12 protein-coding genes and 1 tRNA gene are annotated in these 16,206 nt (G+C 61.3%); 10 read left to right on the top strand and 3 right to left on the bottom strand.

The window, feature by feature from the left end:
- Window positions 1-78 precede the first annotated feature (78 nt).
- The gene (locus FHS83_RS03850) at window positions 79-2,109 is read right to left on the bottom strand and encodes an FUSC family protein (RefSeq protein ID WP_167081082.1); all 2,031 of its coding nucleotides are present in this window, start codon (window positions 2,107-2,109) and stop codon (window positions 79-81) included.
- A 114-nt stretch (window positions 2,110-2,223) separates the two neighbouring features.
- On the opposite strand from FHS83_RS03850, the gene FHS83_RS03845 reads away from it, so the two are divergent.
- From FHS83_RS03845 to FHS83_RS03835, 3 genes are all read left to right on the top strand, one after another.
- Complete coding sequence (locus FHS83_RS03845) at window positions 2,224-3,102, top strand: LysR family transcriptional regulator (RefSeq protein ID WP_167081078.1); 879 nt, start codon at window positions 2,224-2,226, stop codon at window positions 3,100-3,102.
- A gap of 74 nt (window positions 3,103-3,176) precedes the next feature.
- Window positions 3,177-4,544 carry a M20/M25/M40 family metallo-hydrolase gene (locus tag FHS83_RS03840; protein ID WP_167081076.1) on the top strand — a complete coding sequence of 456 codons (1,368 nt, stop codon included), beginning with the start codon at window positions 3,177-3,179 and terminating at the stop codon, window positions 4,542-4,544.
- A gap of 41 nt (window positions 4,545-4,585) precedes the next feature.
- Window positions 4,586-4,984 carry a GFA family protein gene (locus FHS83_RS03835; protein ID WP_167081073.1) on the top strand — a complete coding sequence of 133 codons (399 nt, stop codon included), beginning with the start codon at window positions 4,586-4,588 and terminating at the stop codon, window positions 4,982-4,984.
- A 57-nt stretch (window positions 4,985-5,041) separates the two neighbouring features.
- On the opposite strand, the gene FHS83_RS03830 is transcribed toward FHS83_RS03835, so the two are convergent.
- On the bottom strand, window positions 5,042-6,331 hold the full coding sequence (locus FHS83_RS03830; protein WP_167081070.1) for an ABC transporter ATP-binding protein: 1,290 nt from the start codon (window positions 6,329-6,331) through the stop codon (window positions 5,042-5,044).
- A gap of 12 nt (window positions 6,332-6,343) precedes the next feature.
- On the bottom strand, window positions 6,344-8,062 hold the full coding sequence (locus tag FHS83_RS03825) for an ABC transporter permease (protein ID WP_167081068.1): 1,719 nt from the start codon (window positions 8,060-8,062) through the stop codon (window positions 6,344-6,346).
- 511 nt (window positions 8,063-8,573) lie between these two features.
- On the opposite strand from FHS83_RS03825, the gene FHS83_RS03820 reads away from it, so the two are divergent.
- From FHS83_RS03820 to FHS83_RS03790, 7 genes are all read left to right on the top strand, one after another.
- Window positions 8,574-10,139, top strand: a complete 1,566-nt coding sequence (locus tag FHS83_RS03820) for a 2-isopropylmalate synthase (protein WP_167081056.1) — start codon at window positions 8,574-8,576, stop codon at window positions 10,137-10,139.
- An 89-nt stretch (window positions 10,140-10,228) separates the two neighbouring features.
- Window positions 10,229-11,269 carry a rod shape-determining protein gene (locus tag FHS83_RS03815; protein ID WP_167081052.1) on the top strand — a complete coding sequence of 347 codons (1,041 nt, stop codon included), beginning with the start codon at window positions 10,229-10,231 and terminating at the stop codon, window positions 11,267-11,269.
- Window positions 11,270-11,299: 30 nt separating this feature from the next.
- Complete coding sequence (mreC, locus tag FHS83_RS03810; protein ID WP_167081050.1) at window positions 11,300-12,325, top strand: rod shape-determining protein MreC; 1,026 nt, start codon at window positions 11,300-11,302, stop codon at window positions 12,323-12,325.
- An 8-nt stretch (window positions 12,326-12,333) separates the two neighbouring features.
- Window positions 12,334-12,861 carry a rod shape-determining protein MreD gene (gene mreD, locus FHS83_RS03805; protein WP_167081047.1) on the top strand — a complete coding sequence of 176 codons (528 nt, stop codon included), beginning with the start codon at window positions 12,334-12,336 and terminating at the stop codon, window positions 12,859-12,861.
- Complete coding sequence (gene mrdA, locus FHS83_RS03800) at window positions 12,861-14,750, top strand: penicillin-binding protein 2 (RefSeq protein ID WP_167081043.1); 1,890 nt, start codon at window positions 12,861-12,863, stop codon at window positions 14,748-14,750. Before mreD ends, mrdA begins: the two co-directional genes overlap by 1 nt.
- The gene (gene rodA / locus FHS83_RS03795; RefSeq protein WP_167081041.1) at window positions 14,750-15,901 is read left to right on the top strand and encodes a rod shape-determining protein RodA; all 1,152 of its coding nucleotides are present in this window, start codon (window positions 14,750-14,752) and stop codon (window positions 15,899-15,901) included. Before mrdA ends, rodA begins: the two co-directional genes overlap by 1 nt.
- A 164-nt stretch (window positions 15,902-16,065) precedes the next feature.
- Window positions 16,066-16,141 (top strand) — tRNA-Lys (locus FHS83_RS03790).
- Window positions 16,142-16,206: the final 65 nt, after the last annotated feature.

Below are 16,206 nucleotides of genomic sequence, written 5' to 3'. Positions count from 1 at the left end.
GCTTCGCAAAGATCGCTTGGCCGGGATGACAGTGAGGTTTAAAGGCGGCTCTTCGGGGCCGCCTTTTTGTTTTGGGTATTATGCCGCTTTCGCTTCCACCATTCTTGCCCGCGCAAGGGCATAAGCGAAGCTGGCGCGGATAGTTGCCAAGGTGGCTTTCTCGAGCTGGCTGCCGGTGCGAAATCCGTCCCACAAAGAGCGCGGCACGGGCGCGGAGGGATCGCGCACCATGAAGACCAGATCCTGCTGCAGCGCGCGATAGCGCGGCGCGCCGCCCCGGCTCGGGTCTTGCGACAGCCAGGCGGCGGTGCTGGCACCAGCCAGGCGGCGCAGCGCCGAGAGAAGCCCCGCGGCTTCGTTCAAGCGGCCCTGACCACGGCGGCCTTCCAGCACCATCCGTTCACGGATGATTTCGGCGGCGCTGGTGGCGATACCGGCCTTGCGCCGGGCCGCTTCCAGAGCTTCGGTTTCAGCTAAGGGATCAGCGGCAAGCGCGGCATAAGCGAAATTGGCCTCCACCGCTTCGGCCAGCTTGGCGGCGAAGGGCTGCTTTTCCTGTTCCGGCCAGAAGGCGAGGCAAGCCACGAAACCCAGCACACTGCCGAGCACATTGTTGAGGGCGCGCGACATCGCAATGCCGGTGCCATGGCCGGGGTCGATCAGATCGGCCACCAGCACAAAGAGCGGTGTCAAAAACAAAACATGCAGGGTGTAGTTCACTGAGCGAAAGGCAATGCAGCCAGCAGCCAAGGGGAACACCACCAGCGCCAGCACGGCCGGGCTCGGCGCCAACAGCCATAGCGCAGCCGCCAGCACGCCACCGAAGATCGAGCCGAGCACGCGTTCCAGCATGCGCGGCCATGTGGTTGTCGCCGAAGGCTGCATCACCACCACCACCGCCATGGTCGCCCAGTAAGAATAGGGCAGGCGCAACACGACGCTGAGGCCATAAGCGATGATCACCGCCACGGCGACGCGCAAGGCATGGCGCGCGGTGGCCGCGGGCTGCTGCAAGCGGAACTTCGCGGCAGCACCTTTTTCGTCATCCCAGGCGGTGCGGTTCTGCCAGCCCGCCATCACATCCTGCAACGCCTCGGCCCAATAGGTCGCGACGCGGCCATAAAGCCCCTCGGTCTTGCCAGCAAAGCTGCGAAGCTGGCGCACGCCGTCTTCGATCAGGCTCCAATCGGGATTCTTGCTCTGCGCCTGATGCGCCAGTTCATTGATCAGCGCGGGCAGAGGGGCGAGCAAATCCGCCATCACCGGAAAATCGTTCTGATCGGGGCGCTCTTCGACCTCATATTCGAGCGCGATCAGGCCTGCGAACAAACGGTCGCCGCCATCGATCCAGGCGGTGAGGCCGCGCCGCGCGGCGCCATTCCTATGCCCCGCCGCGATATGGCCGATGGTGGAACGCGCCCGCTCGATGGTCGCGCGCAAGGCGCGGCGATGTTCGGCATGGCGATGGTCATTGGCATGCGCCTCGCCGCGGCAGACCGCTTCTAAGTCCGCGATCATATAGCCAAGGTCGCGATAGACTGCCGCGATGGCGCGCCGCGCCGGGCGATGGGGATGCACCCGCCACAAAACAAGGCACAGCGCCATGGCCCAAAGGCAGCCGATCAAGAAGATGGAGGCAAGCTTCAACGCATTGCCCGGCGGGTTGGGATAGTCCACAGCCACCACCGCGACCACGGCGGCGAGAACGCCAGCCAAGCCGAAATGCGAGCCGAAAACGCGCGCCTGCATGCACACCAGCACTACGGCGAAGAGAACGGGCGCCGCCACGCTGACGCCAATCCCGGCCAGGGTGGAGATGGAGGCCGCCACCACCGCGCCGACAGCCGCGAAGGCCACCATCACCTGCAGGCGCAAGCGGTTGGAGCCGCCCGGATCGGCGAGGCAGGTCCAGAAGGCGGCAAAGGCGCCCCAGGCGAAAAGCGGCTCATGGGCAATCTGGCTGACCCAGACCATACCGGCCACCGCGGTCGCGGCGCGCAGCCCTTCGGCAACGCCTAAGCGCTCGATTTCAAAGGCAAAGGAGCGCGTCTGCAGCCAGCGGGCGAAACGGGTGGTCCAGGGGCTTTCCAGGGTCAGGCTATAGGACACTTTACTTCACTCTCACGCGGCCCCCCGGCCAACTCTTGCGAGCGATTATTCCTCAAAACGTATCATGACAAAAACGACTTGTTGGAATGAGGTCCATTCTGATATGGAATAGTCATGGAAATCCGGACACTTAGGGCCTTTGTCGAAGTCGTGCGCCAAGGCGGATTTTCCCGCGCGGCCGAAACCATCTTCGCCACCCAGTCCGCTGTCTCCAAAGCCATCAAGCAGTTGGAAGATGAACTCGGGGTGCCGCTGCTCAACCGCCAGGGACATAAGTCGAGCCTCACCGCGGCGGGCGAGATCGTCTATGTCCGCGCCCGGCGCATTCTGGCGGAGCGCGATGCGCTGCTCTCAGAACTCGATGATCTGCGCGGTGTGAAACGCGGCGTCTTGCGTTTGGGATTGCCGCCGCTTGGCACTGCCACCCTCTTCGCGCCGGTCTTCGCGGCCTATCGCAGCCGCTATCCCCAGATCGAGATAAATCTCGTCGAGCATGGTTCGGGCATGCTGGAAGATCTGTTGCGCGCGGGCGAGCTAGACCTCATCGCCTCGCTTCTGCCGGTGTCGCAGGAATTCGATTGGCAGGAGCTGCGCCGCGAGCCCTTGGTGGTGCTGCTGCCGGAGAGCAATCCCTTGGTGGAGCGGCCTTCGCTCAAACTTGTCGATGTGAAAGAGCTTCCCTTCATCCTCTTCCAATCGGGTTTTGCGCTCAACCGCGTGATTCTGGATGCCTGTAAGCGCAACGGATTCGAGCCCAATGTCTCGGTGCAGAGCGGGCAGGTGGATTTCATCGTCGAGCTGGTTGCCGCAGGAATGGGCATCGCCTTTCTGCCGCGGATGATCGCAGACCAGCGCGACCATGCTTTGGTGCGTGCGATTACGCTCGCCGAGCCGCAGACAGACTATCATATCGCGATGGTGTGGCGGCGCGGCTCTTATGTGCCGCATGCTGCCCGCGCTTGGCTGCAATTGAGCAAAATAAGTGCAGTCTGAATTCAACAGAAAGTGATCGACAGATCGCGCGATTCAAGGCCATCTTTCGCGCTGCATTTCCCGGATCGCGATTTATGAAATTCGCCGTTTCAGCCTCAGCCGCTGCGCTTGTTTTTGCCTCAGCTCTCAACGCGGCCGACATCTCCACCGCCACCCAGTTGCGCGATAAGGCGCTTGGCGACCAGACCGCCTGGAAGGTTCTGGAATCTCTCACCACCGAGATTGGCGGCCGTCCGATTGGTAGCCCCGCTTATGAGCGCTCGAAAGTCTGGGCCGAAGCCAAGCTGAAGGAGCTGGGCTTCACGAATATCCGTACCGAGACGTTCTTGCAGGATACCTGGCAGCGCGGCGCCGAAAGCGCCGAAATCGTCGGGCCTTATCCGCAGCCCCTCACCATCATCGGTCTGGGCCGCTCCATGCCGACGCCGAAGAAGGGCATCGAGGCGGAAGTCGTGGTGCTGAAATCCTATGCCGCGCTTCTGGCCGCGCCCGAAGGCACCTTCAAAGGCAAGATCGTGGTGGTGAATGAACCCATGACCCGCACCCAGGATGGTTCGGGCTATGGCGCCGCCGTTCCCGCGCGCAATGGCGATGGCGAAGCTGCAAAGCGCGGCGCGGTCGCCTATCTCGTGCGCTCGATTTCGACTAGCCAGTCGCGTGCTCCTCATACTGGCACCAGTGGTGGGCCGGGCCTTCGCATTCCCGCAGCGGCGCTGGGCGTGCCCGATGCCGATCTTCTGGAGAATATGGCGGCGCGCGGGCCGGTGCGCATCCGCTTGAATATGCAATCGACCACCAAAGCCAAATCCACCCTCTTCAACATCTCCGGCGAGATCAAAGGCAGCGAGAAGCCGGATGAGGTGATTGTCATCGGCGGCCATCTCGATAGCTGGGACCCGGGCACGGGCGCGATTGACGATGGCGCGGGCATTGCCATCACCACCGCCGCAGCGCATCTGATCGACCAATTGCCCAAGCATCCCAAGCGCAGCATTCGTGTGGTGTTCTGGGGCTCGGAAGAAAATGGCGGTTCCTCGGAAGCCTATCTCGCCGCGCATAAGGACGAGCTGCCCAAAATCGTGCTCGCGGGCGAAAGCGATCTTGGCGCCGATAATGTCTTCAAGCTCGATCTGCCCAAGGGCGCGCTGGGTACGCCGGAAGCATCGCTTTTGCCGGGGCTGCTCTCGCCGCTGCGCATCATTGTCTCGCGCCAGCCTTCCACCCATGGCGGGTCGGATACCGAAGGGCTGCAAGAGGCGGGCGTGCCGATGATCCATTTCGCCAATGATGCCACGCGCTATTTCGACATCCACCACAGCGCCGACGACACGCTGGCGGTGGTGCATCCCGATGAGCTGGCACAGAATGTCGCCGCCTGGGCCAGCGTCATTTACCTCATGGCCGACAGCGATATCGATTTCCGCGGTGGTACCAAGAAATAAGAAGCCTAAAATAGGCGCGCAAATCTTGCGAAAGGTCTTTCATGCACGTCACCGGTCATTGTTATTGCCGCAAGATCACCTTCGAAGCGGAGGCTGATCCGGCGACCGCCACGGTGTGTCACTGCACCGATTGTCAGGAGATCACGGGCTCGCCTTATCGCGTGGTGGCGCGCGCCACGGTTTTCAAGATTTTGACCGGCACGCCCAAAGTCTGGATCAAGACGGCGGAAAGCGGCAACAAGCGCGCCCATGCCTTCTGTCCCGATTGCGGTTCGCCGATTTATGCGGGTGCGCCCGATGGCAATCTCGATGTCGTGACGCTGCGCACCGGCACGCTCGATCAGCGCCGCGAGCTGGAACCCAAGAAACAAATCTGGACCCGCTCCGCGCTCCCCTGGGCGCTCGATATCCACGCGCTGGAGCCGCATGAGAAGGGGTAACACCCTCATCGCATGGCCGGGTCGGAACCCGGCCATGACGAAAATAAGAAATTGGCCCTAAGTCGGGTTCTCCAGGCTCAGCGTTTCGCTTTCGTCGTCATAGGAGAAGAGCTCGGCGTAACGGGCCCAGCTGATGATGGCGCGCAGGGTTTCTTCGGCGGCGTCTTCCGTCATCTTGTCTTCAAGCTCGTCGATGAACCGGCGGCGCGGCGCGATGTGATTGGCGCGTTCGTCCAGCACGCGGCGGATATGCGCCGCAAAGGGCACATTGCTCATCAGGGCGCGCGAGATGATTTCCTTGCGCTCGTTGGTTTCGGCATCGTTGAAGCGCTTGCCCATATGGGTCAGCTTCAAGTCGCCGCCTTCGAGATCGGCCAGGCGCAGCATGTGCAGTGCTTCGGCAATCGGAAAGAGCTCGTCGATCTCAAGCTGCAGGTCGCTGGCCAGATCCGGCAAGTCGGCTTTGCCGCCATATTGCGGATTGGCGACCGCCTCCACCAAGCCCGAAAGGGAGTTAGAGGACACCGGCACTATCGGCGCATCGGGGATCACATCCATGGTCTGCACCGTGCGCAGGCGCTCGATCTTGCGGGCAGTCATTTCGACATAGATGCGGTCGACATAATCCTCAAATTTCGGATCAGCGCGGTCGCGCGGATGCGGCATATCGATGGCGATTTCCGTCGTCACCCGCCCCGGATTGGAGGAGAAGAGCAGGGCGCGGTCGCACATCTGCACCGCCTCTTCGATGTTATGGGTCACGAGGAGGATGGATTTGATCGGCAGTTTCTTGTTCTGCCACAGCTCGATCAAGTCCGTGCGCAGGTTTTCCGCCGTCAGCACGTCAAGCGCCGAGAAAGGCTCGTCCATCAAAAGAATATTGGGATGCACCACCAGGGCGCGGGCAAAGCCGACACGCTGGCGCATGCCGCCGGAAAGTTCGCGCGGATAGGCGCTTTCGTACCCGTCGAGGCCGATAAGGTCGATGGCTTCCAGCGCGCGGGTGCGGATTTCCTTTTCCGGCAAGGCCAGGGCTTCCAGGCCCAATTGCACGTTTTCTAAAACCGTCAGCCAAGGGAATAGCGCAAAACTCTGAAACACCATGGCGATGCCGCTCACCGGCCCGGTGATCTCAGTACCGAGGTAATCAAGCTCGCCGCCTTGCGGTCGCGCCAGCCCTGCGATGAGGCGCAGGAAGGTTGATTTGCCTGAGCCCGAACGGCCCAAGAGGCCGACGATCTCGCCCTCTTTCAAGGTGAGATTGACGCCATCCAGCACCAGAAGTTCTTCACCGCCCGCACGCGGAAAGGAGCGGCGCACATTGGTGGCTTTCAGCAGGGTATCCATCTTCGCGCCTCCTCACGTCATGCGGAACTTGCGTTCCGCGTACCAATAGAGCGGGCGCCAGAACAACCGGTTCAGCACCACGACATAAAAGCTCATGACACAAACACCCACCACGATGCGGTGGAAATCACCTGCGCTGGTGGCGTCCGCGATATAGGCGCCGAGGCCATAGGCATGCAGGGTCTTGCTGCCCCAGCTCACCACCTCGGCCACGATGGCCGCGTTCCACGAGCCGCCAGAAGCCGTAATCGCGCCCGTCACGTAATAGGGCATGACGGCGGGAATACCGACCTTCTTCCACCACAGCCAGCCGCGCACCTGGAAATTGCTCGCGGCATCTTTCAGCTCGCGCGGCAGGGCGGAAGCGCCCGCGATCACATTGAACAGGATGTACCACTGCGTGCCCAAGACCATCAGCGGCGACAGCCAGATGTCGGGATTGAGGTTCCAGAAGACGATCAGCGATACCGCCACCGGGAACACCAGATTGGCCGGGAACGCCGCCAGAAATTGCGCGATCGGCTGGATCACTTGGGCCAGATGCGGGCGCAAGCCGACATAAATGCCGATAGGCGTCCAGATCAGGCTCGCCAGCGCGATCAGGATCACCACCCGGGCAAAGGTGGCGAGCCCTTTAAGGGCGGCATCGGTCAAATCATGGGCATTGAAGGCGGCCCCGGCAAAGCCCGCCATCTGCCAAAGGATGTAGCCGCTTAAGCCGATCAGCACGGCATAGAAAAAGGCGTCCATCAGCGGCGAGGGGCGGCTTTCGGTCTTGCGGCCAAAAGAGAGCGGCCTGATCCGCCAGCTCCAGCGCATCGCGAGATCGAAGGGGCGGCCCAGCCAATCGAAAATCTGCGAGCGGCGGAACATGGTGAGCGCCCAGCTTTCGGGCTCTTCATCGCTCGGCTCCGAATCGATGCGGAAGCGGTCAGCCCAGGCGACCAAAGGGCGGAACAAAAGCTGGTCGAAAATGACGATCACCACCAGCATGGCGCCGATGGCATAGGTGATGGCGATCAGGCTCTTGGCCTCAATCGCCGCCGCGATATAGGAGCCGATGCCGGGCAGCACGATGGAGGTATGGCCGACCGAAATCGCCTCCGCGGCGACCACGAAGAACCAGCCGCCAGACATGCTCATCATCATGTTCCAGACCAGCGGCGGCATGGCGAAGGGGGCTTCGATCCGCCAGAATCGGCCCCAGCCCGTCAGGCCGAACATCTTGCCCGCCTCGGTCAGCTCCACCGGCACGGTGCGCAAGGATTGGTAGAAGCTGAAGGCCATATTCCAGGCTTGGCTCGTGAAAATGGCGAAAACGGCAGCGATTTCCGCGCCCAGCACCTTGCCGGGGGCGAGCGAGAGGAAAAACACCACCGTCACCGAAATGAAGCCCAGAATCGGCACCGATTGCAGGATGTCGAGCAGGGGCACGAGGAGCACGCTGGCGCGCTGGCTCTTCGCCGCCCATGTCGCGTAAGTGAATGTAAATAAGAGAGAAAACACCATCGCCGCGAGCATGCGCAGGGCCGTGCGGAAGGCATAATTGGGCAGGTTCGCCGGGTCGAGAGAGATCGGGTTGTGGGCGAGCGATGTCAGCGGCTGAATCACCTCGCGGCTGGCTTCGGCAAAAAAGATGATCGCGCCCAGGACAAAAATCCCGGCAAGCAGGTCCCATGACCGGGGCAGGAACCGGCGTGTCTCCACAGAGACAGGTGGAAAAAGCTTCATGGCCGGCGCACTCGAGGAAATTGTGGGCCACGTAAACCATGCACAGGGTGCGGGCGCAAAGTGAATTTCCGGCGAATTTGGCATTTACGCGCAAGGCGATTTCCGGCCCGCGAAGTGACTTAATTTTCTCTACACAAACAGGGCTTTGACTTGCGAACGTCACATGATCCGGCGTAAATACGCGGAACTGGCGATAGTCCTGCCTGTTCACGGGCATTTAAGGGCCATTCGTTAAACGTTTTAGCGATGAACAACCCGGCGGGCGGAACGGCGATCCGGTGATGATACGAGACGCGATCGAGCTTGGCGCAGAAAGCGGATTCTCCGCTGGCGTTGGCGCGCGTGTGTCGCTCATGACCCGTCCTTCCCTCGGTTTGCTGCAGAGCGTGCTTCTCCTCCTTAGGTGCCCCTAGGCGCCGGCGGGCGTGGGTCATCCCGCGCCGGGTGTTTAGGGGGTGGATGAAAGGAGAGATCGAGGCCGCCAGGCGGCAAACGGAAGGAACCTATGGCCATGACCACGAATAACGCTGGACAGAATAACCGGGTACGGATTTTCGACACCACCTTGCGCGATGGCGAGCAGTCGCCGGGCGCCGCGATGACCTTTGAGGAAAAGCTCGAAGTCGCCGATTTGCTCGATAATTTGGGTGTGGACGTCATCGAAGCAGGCTTTCCCATCGCCTCCGTCGGCGATTTCGAGGCGGTGAGCGAGATCGCGCGCCGGGTGAAAAACGCCAGCGTTTGCGGCCTCGCCCGTGCGGGGTTCAAGGATATCGACCGGGCCGGCGAAGCCGTCCGCAATGCCAAGCGCCCGCGGATTCACACCTTCATTTCCACCAGCCCCGTTCATATGAAGCATAAGCTCAATATGGGGGCGAATGCGGTGCTGGATGCGGTTGGGGCCTCGGTGTCCCATGCCCGCAACCTCGTGGAAGAGGTGCAGTGGAGCGCCGAAGACGCTACCCGCACCGAGCATGATTTTCTCTGCCGCTGTGTGGAACTGGCGATTCGTTCCGGCGCCACGACCATCAATATTCCCGACACCGTCGGCTATGCCACGCCGCAGGAATTCTTCGAACTGATCGCGATGCTGTTCAATCGCGTGCCCAATATCGATAAGGCTGTGATTGCCACCCATTGTCACAATGACCTGGGCCTCGCCGTGGCAAATTCCTTGGCAGGTGTTCTGGCGGGTGCGCGTCAGGTGGAATGCACGATCAACGGCATCGGCGAGCGGGCAGGCAATGCCGCGCTTGAGGAAATCGTCATGGCGCTGCGCGTGCGCCGCGACCGTATGCCCTTCGAGACGGGAATCGATGCCAAACTGCTCTCAAAAGCCTCCAAGCTGGTTTCGAACGTTACCGGCTTCCCGGTTCAGTACAACAAGGCCATCGTCGGCAAGAACGCCTTCAGTCATGAAAGCGGCATCCACCAGGATGGCATGCTGAAGAACGTCGAAACTTACGAGATCATCCGCCCCGAAGATGTGGGTGTCTCGGCGACCTCGCTGATTTTGGGCAAGCTCTCCGGCCGTCACGCCTTCAAGGACAAGCTCTCCCAGCTCGGCTATGAGCTGGCCGATGCTGCCTTCGAGGATGCCTTCCGCCGCTTTAAGGCATTGGCAGATAAGAAGAAATCTGTGTTTGACGATGATATCGTGGCGCTGGTGGATGACGAGATCATCCGCGCCCAGGACATTATCGTGGTCAAATCCCTGAAGGTGATGACCGGGGTGGGCATCCCCCCCTCCGCCGAAATGACCCTCATCGTTGAAGGCGAGGAGAAAAAGGCGGAAGTGACGGGCGACGGGGCGGTGGACGCCATCTTTAACGTCATCCGGGAACTCTACCCCCACAGCGTTAATCTGCAGCTCTATCAGGTGAAGGCGGTGACCGAAGGTACGGACGCCCAAGCCCATGTCAGCGTTCGTCTGGAAGAAGATGGGCGCACGGTCACAGGCCGCGGTGCAGACACCGATACATTGGTGGCTTCTGCCTACGCCTATGTTAATGCTCTGAACAAACTCTTGGTCAAACGAAGGAAGCAGGCGCCGGAAGCCTTGAACGTCGCAAAATGAGACTGTCCGGCCTTAGGGGTGATCCTGAGGCCGGTACGCTCGTTGCAAGGTTCTAAGCGTCTGTTTGAGAAAGGAATGGCAGGTTAAGCATGTTCGGCAGTCTTCTCGGCGCGCTGTCGAGCGATATGGCGATTGATCTCGGAACCGCGAATACCCTGGTTTATGTGAAGGGCCGCGGCATCGTTTTGAACGAACCTTCCGTCGTCGCCACCATCAATCGAGGGGGTAAGAAACAGGTCCGCGCGGTCGGTAACGACGCCAAGATGATGCTGGGGCGTACCCCGGGCAATATCGAGGCGATCCGTCCGATGCGCGATGGCGTGATCGCGGATTTCGAAGTTGCGGAAGAGATGATCAAACACTTCATCCGCAAGGTGCATAACCGCCGGTCCTTCGCCAATCCGATGATCATCGTCTGCGTGCCTTCGGGCTCCACCGCGGTGGAACGGCGCGCGATTCAGGAATCGGCCCTTTCGGCCGGCGCCCGCCGCGTTTTCCTGATCGAAGAGCCGATGGCGGCTGCGATCGGTGCGGGTCTTCCGGTGTCCGAGCCGACCGGCTCCATGGTGGTCGATATCGGTGGCGGCACTACCGAAGTGGCCGTGCTGTCGTTGGGTGGCATCGTCTATTCGCGCTCGGTGCGCGTGGGCGGCGACAAGATGGATGAGGCGATCATCGCCTATATCCGCCGTCACCAGAACCTGCTCATCGGCGAAGCCTCTTCCGAACGTATCAAGAAAGAGATCGGCTCTGCCGCCCCGCCGATGGATGGCGCCGGCGTGACCCTCGAAATTAAGGGCCGCGACCTTCTCAACGGCGTGCCGAAGGAAATCACCATCACCCAGCGCCACATCGCTGATGCCTTGGCCGAGCCGGTCGGGCAGATCGTCGAAGCGGTGAAGGTTGCCCTCGAGGCGACGCCGCCGGAACTTGCGGCCGATATCGTTGATAAGGGTATCGTCTTGACGGGGGGCGGGTCTTTGCTGGCCAATCTGGACCAGGTCTTGCGCGAAGAGACGGGGCTTCCCATCTCGATCGCGGATGATCCACTGTCCTGCGTGGCGCTCGGCACTGGCCGGGTACTGGAAAATAGCAAAAGTATGCGGCACGTTCTTTCGACGGCCTTCTAAACCCAAAAGGGGCCGTGCGTCGGAGTTCGTATGGGCAACGGCACTTGGAGGATTTCGCGAGCGCGCGGCAGAGCCCATCTGCCGCTAGCCGTCGTTGGCGCGCTCGCCGTGATCGTCATCCTCTTCGGCAAGGCCCAATCGACCCTCTTCGACCGCGCCCGCACCGGCCTCGTCGATTGGATGCGGCCCGCTTTGGTGGCGACTCGCGCGCCTATCGAAACCATGGATCGCTGGCTCGGCTCCATCGGCAGCGTTTTCTGGCTCTACCAGGAAAATCTCCGCCTCAAGGAGGAGAATGCGCGCCTTAAGCAGTGGCACAACACGGCCCAGGTCCTGAACGAGCGGCTGAAGCGCTATCAGCTTCTTCTGAATGCGGTTCCCGACCCGGCGCTGTCGAGCGTTGTGGCGCGGGTGATTGGCCGCTCCAACCATCCCTTCCTCTCCACCATGATCATCGACGCGGGCAAGGCCAATGGCGTCAAACCTGGCCAAGCGGTAGTGGACCAGCGCGGTATGATTGGGCGGGTCTATCTGACAGGCGAGCACACCTCCTGGGTGATTTTGCTCACCGATCTGAACAGCCGCATCCCGGTGTCCATCGAGCCCAACACCGATCAGGCCATCATGACGGGCGATAACTCGCCGATGCCGCTGATCGAGACCTTGGCGCGTGGTGTAGAACTCAAAGCCGACGCGCAGGTCGTCACCTCAGGTGATGGCGACATTCTCCCGGCAGGGCTTCCCATCGGGGTGATCGTCAAAGAAGGCGGTCATTACCGCGTCGCGCTCTTTGCGGATCAGACCACGGCGCAGGATGTCGAGATTGTCGATTTCAAGCACAAGCCGGAATATCCCCCGGCTGTAATAAAGCAGGAATTGCCGGTGACGGCTGCCGGTTTGGCGCCCGCTGCGACCGCGCCCCTCAACGATCGCAATCAAGTGGTGAAGCCGCCGCCGCCGGTCTATGTGCCGCCGGGCCAGAAGCCAGCTACGCCCGTGGCGCCTGCAGCTACGCCAGCCCAACCCGCGGCGAATGCCGATCCGGGCGACCAGTGAGGGCGGCGGTGGAACGGTTGGGCGGCTTTGGCAATGGCAAGCTCATGGCGAGCATCATTCCCGTGCTGTTCGGGCTCCTGGGGGTGGTCCTCACCAACCTGCCATTCTCGGTGTTGAGCGGCATTGTACCCGCGCCGATGTATGCGCTGATGCCGATCTACTATTGGTGCCTGGTGCGCCCCGATCTGATGAGCCCGGTCTGGGCGTTTCTGATCGGCATCGCCCATGACATGATTTCGGGCGAGCCGCCCGGCATCTGGGCTGCCGCTTTTGTCGCCACCTATGCCGTGATCGACAAGCAGCGCGATGCTTTCGCAGGGCTTTCGGGTTTTGGCGCTATTTTGGGCTTTGCCACGGCGGCGCTGGTTACCTGCGCCTCGCATTACGTGATCTACTGCTTTTACCGCTGGCAGTTTCTGCCGGTCACCAATGAAATTAAGGAATTTGCCGTCACCTCGATCCTTTACATCCCGGTGGTGGTTGTGCTCGCCTCTGTGCATCGTCGTTTTGTCGGGCCGCTCAGGAGTGAGTTCTGATGCCGCTTTTCGACCGCAAGGATAAGAGCCGCTACAACACCTTCACCCGTCGCGCGCTGGTGATGACCGGGGCGATGGGCGGTGTTCTGGCCGTGCTTGGCGGCCGCTTCTATCAGCTCCAGATTATGAAGGGCGACGAATACCGTATCGACGCTGAAAACAACCGCATCAGCCAGCGTTTCGTTTTTCCCCCGCGCGGCCGGATCATCGATCGTTTCGGAGTGGAGCTTGCTACCAACCGGCGCAATTACCGCGTCGTGATCGTCGCCGAACAGGCAAGCGAAGGCGTGGAAGCCGCGCTGGATGCGGTCAGCAAAATCATCGAGATCGATCCGCTTCGGCGCGAGAAGATCCTGCACGACATCAGCCAGAACAAAAGATTTGCACAGGTTCCGATCGCCGAAAACCTCACCTGGGAGGAATTCGCGCGCATCAACCAGCATCTGCCTTATCTGCCGGGGGTGCAGCCTGACGTCGGCGAGACCCGCGCCTATCCCTTCGGCGACGAGATGAGCCATCTTCTGGGCTATGTCGCTCAGGCGAGCCAAAAGGACCAGGAGAACGATCCCGATCCCTTGCTGGCCCAGCCGGGCTTTCGCGTCGGCAAGCGCGGGATAGAGCGCCAATTCGATGGCCAGATGCGCGGCGATGCGGGGCGCAGCCGCGTTGAAGTGAACGCCTATGGCCGTGTCATCCGTGAGCTTGCCAATATTCCGGGTAAGCCGGGCCAGGATGTCTGGCTTACCATCGATTGCCAGCTGCAGCGTTACGCTGAGGAGCGTCTCGCGGGCGAAAGCGCGGCTTGCGTGGTGATGGATGCTTCCAACGGCGATGTCCTCGCCTTGGTGTCGACCCCTGGCTACGACCCCAATCATTTCAATGTCGGCATCTCCAATGCGGTCTGGCAGGATCTTCTGCACAACGACCACAAGCCGCTGATGAACAAGGTTCTATCCGGCGCCTATCCGCCGGGCTCGACCTTCAAGACCGCAATGGTGATCGCGGCGATGGAAAACGGGCTTGGCGATTTGCAGTGCAACTGCACCGGCTCGATGACGCTCGGCAATCATGAGTTCCATTGCTGGGCCTGGAAAAAGGGCGGCCATGGCGGGGTGGATATCCACCGGGCGCTGGCGGTCTCTTGCGATATCTTCTTCTACGAAGTGGCCCGCCGCCTCGGCATCGATAAGATCGAAGCGGTGGCGCGTGGTCTTGGTCTTGGCGCCCCCACCGGCATTGAAATGCCCGGCGAGGTGAATGGCTGCATGCCGAGCGCCGCCTGGAAGCTCGCCCGGTATGGCGTGCCATGGCAGCAAGGCGACAGCCTTTCCGCCGGTATCGGTCAGGGCTATGTGCTCACTACCCCGATCCAGCTTGCCCAGATGGTGGCGCGTATTGCCAGCGGCAAGGCTTTGACCCCGCGCCTAGTGCATCAGGTCGGCAATGTGGTGCAGCCGCGCGTCATCCCGGCGGATCTGCCCTTCTCGCCCGAAGCGATGGAGGCGGTGCGCAAGGGCATGCAGGCGGTTTGCGAGCCGGGCGGTACCGCGAATGCCTGGCGCATTACCGAGCCGGGGATGGAGATGGCGGGCAAGACCGGCACCGCGCAGGTCCGCGTCATCACCAAGGCCGAACGCCAGAGCGGGGTGAAGACCGATGCTCAGCTTCCCTTTAACCTGCGTGATAATGGCCTCTTTGTCGGTTTCGCGCCGGTGGAAAATCCGCGTTACGCCTGTGCCTGTATCGTCGAACACAATGCAGCCCCCCATCCCCAGGTCGCCGCCACGCGCGATATCCTGCGCTTTGCCCAGCAGCGCGACCCGGTGAAAATGCCGGTGGCTTACCCTATCCGCGCCGCGCAGAACCGCACTGACGGGGAGGGCACCTGATGCTTCGCCCTTATGCGGCCGCGCGCCGTCATCTCTCGATTGCCGACAAGCTTTATGAGCTGAACTGGGGCCTGGTGCTCCTCATCGCGATCATCGCCTCCATCGGCATTGCCATGCTCTATTCGGTGGCGGGTGGCTCCTGGAGCCCTTGGGCCTCCAGCCAGGCGATCAAGCTCGTCCTGGGCTTCTTTATGATGATCGTGGTGGCGATGGTGGACATCCGCGTCTGGATGAACATCGCCTATCCCTTTTATGCGGCCTCGCTGCTCCTGCTCCTGGGCGTGGAGCTGATGGGCATGGCCCATTTGGGTGCCCAGCGCTGGATCACGCTTGGCCCTCTGGAATTGCAGCCCTCAGAGCCGATGAAGATCGCGCTGATCCTGGCGCTCGCCAAATTCATGCATGGCCAGAGCGTGGAGGACATCTCCAAGCCGCTGCGCTTGATGGTTCCCCTCGCCATGATCGCCATGCCCGCGGCACTGGTCGCCATGCAGCCCAATCTCGGCACCACCATTATCCTGGTTTTGGATGGCTGCTCGCTGCTCTTCCTGGCCGGCCTCTCCTGGTGGTGGATTGCGCCAGTGATCACCGGTGTTGCCGCAGCCATTCCGGTGGCCTGGCGCTTTGTGCTGCATGACTACCAGAAGGCCCGCGTCATGACCTTCATGAACCCCGAATCCGACGCGCTGGGGGCGGGCTGGAATATCACCCAGGCCAAGATCGCGGTGGGCTCCGGCGGGGCGGCGGGCAAGGGCTTCTTGCAAGGCACCCAGAGTCGGCTGAACTTCCTGCCGGAAAAACAGACCGACTTCATCATTACCAACTTCGCCGAGGAATTCGGCTTTGTCGGCTGTATCGCGCTTCTGATCCTGTTTGGCACCGTGATCGGCTATGGCGTGCAGACCGCTATCCAGGCGCGGAGCCAGTTCGGCCGCTTGGTGGCGATGGGCATCACCCTCAATTTCTTCTTCTACATCATGATCAACGGCATGATGGTGATGGGACTGATTCCCGTTGTGGGTATTCCCATGCCGCTGATTTCGTACGGCGGTACCGCTTTGTTGGCGGTGATGTTCGGTTTTGGCATCCTCTTGTCGGTACACATACACCGTCAGGTGGAGATACCGCGCCACTCCACCGGCATCATCTGATCTGGGCTTCAAAATTCCATAGTATTTTCAGTGCGTTACAGCGCATGCGCAGGCGCGGCGGTTTATCCCCAGCTTTAGGCCCAGAAAGTTGCCTTAGGCACGAATAGACGCACACACAATCGTAGACAGGACCCCCAGGGGCTGCTATACGCCCGCCTCCTTACGGGTGATTAGCTCAGTCGGTAGAGCAGCTGACTCTTAATCAGCGGGTCGTAGGTTCGATTCCTACATCACCCACCATTCCTCCTTCCGCGCCAGATATCGCTGCAGGGCTATGCCAAATAGCCCGGGATGCCTCGTGGCTT

It is taken from the genome of Rhizomicrobium palustre, assembly GCF_011761565.1.
GTDB classification, from domain to species: Bacteria; Pseudomonadota; Alphaproteobacteria; order Micropepsales; family Micropepsaceae; genus Rhizomicrobium; species Rhizomicrobium palustre.
This window is presented reverse-complemented; position numbering and strand designations above follow the sequence as displayed.

Excerpts from the sequence above, each read along its gene's own strand:
- FHS83_RS03845 (WP_167081078.1), top strand. The coding sequence starts at position 2,224 with ATGGAAATCCGGACACTTAGGGCCTTTGTCGAAGTCGTGCGCCAAGGC.
- FHS83_RS03840 (WP_167081076.1), top strand. The coding sequence starts at position 3,177 with ATGAAATTCGCCGTTTCAGCCTCAGCCGCTGCGCTTGTTTTTGCCTCA.
- FHS83_RS03835 (WP_167081073.1), top strand. The coding sequence starts at position 4,586 with ATGCACGTCACCGGTCATTGTTATTGCCGCAAGATCACCTTCGAAGCG.
- FHS83_RS03830 (WP_167081070.1), bottom strand. The coding sequence starts at position 6,331 with ATGGATACCCTGCTGAAAGCCACCAATGTGCGCCGCTCCTTTCCGCGT.
- FHS83_RS03825 (WP_167081068.1), bottom strand. The coding sequence starts at position 8,062 with ATGAAGCTTTTTCCACCTGTCTCTGTGGAGACACGCCGGTTCCTGCCC.
- FHS83_RS03820 (WP_167081056.1), top strand. The coding sequence starts at position 8,574 with ATGACCACGAATAACGCTGGACAGAATAACCGGGTACGGATTTTCGAC.
- FHS83_RS03815 (WP_167081052.1), top strand. The coding sequence starts at position 10,229 with ATGTTCGGCAGTCTTCTCGGCGCGCTGTCGAGCGATATGGCGATTGAT.
- mreC (WP_167081050.1), top strand. The coding sequence starts at position 11,300 with ATGGGCAACGGCACTTGGAGGATTTCGCGAGCGCGCGGCAGAGCCCAT.
- mrdA (WP_167081043.1), top strand. The coding sequence starts at position 12,861 with ATGCCGCTTTTCGACCGCAAGGATAAGAGCCGCTACAACACCTTCACC.
- rodA (WP_167081041.1), top strand. The coding sequence starts at position 14,750 with ATGCTTCGCCCTTATGCGGCCGCGCGCCGTCATCTCTCGATTGCCGAC.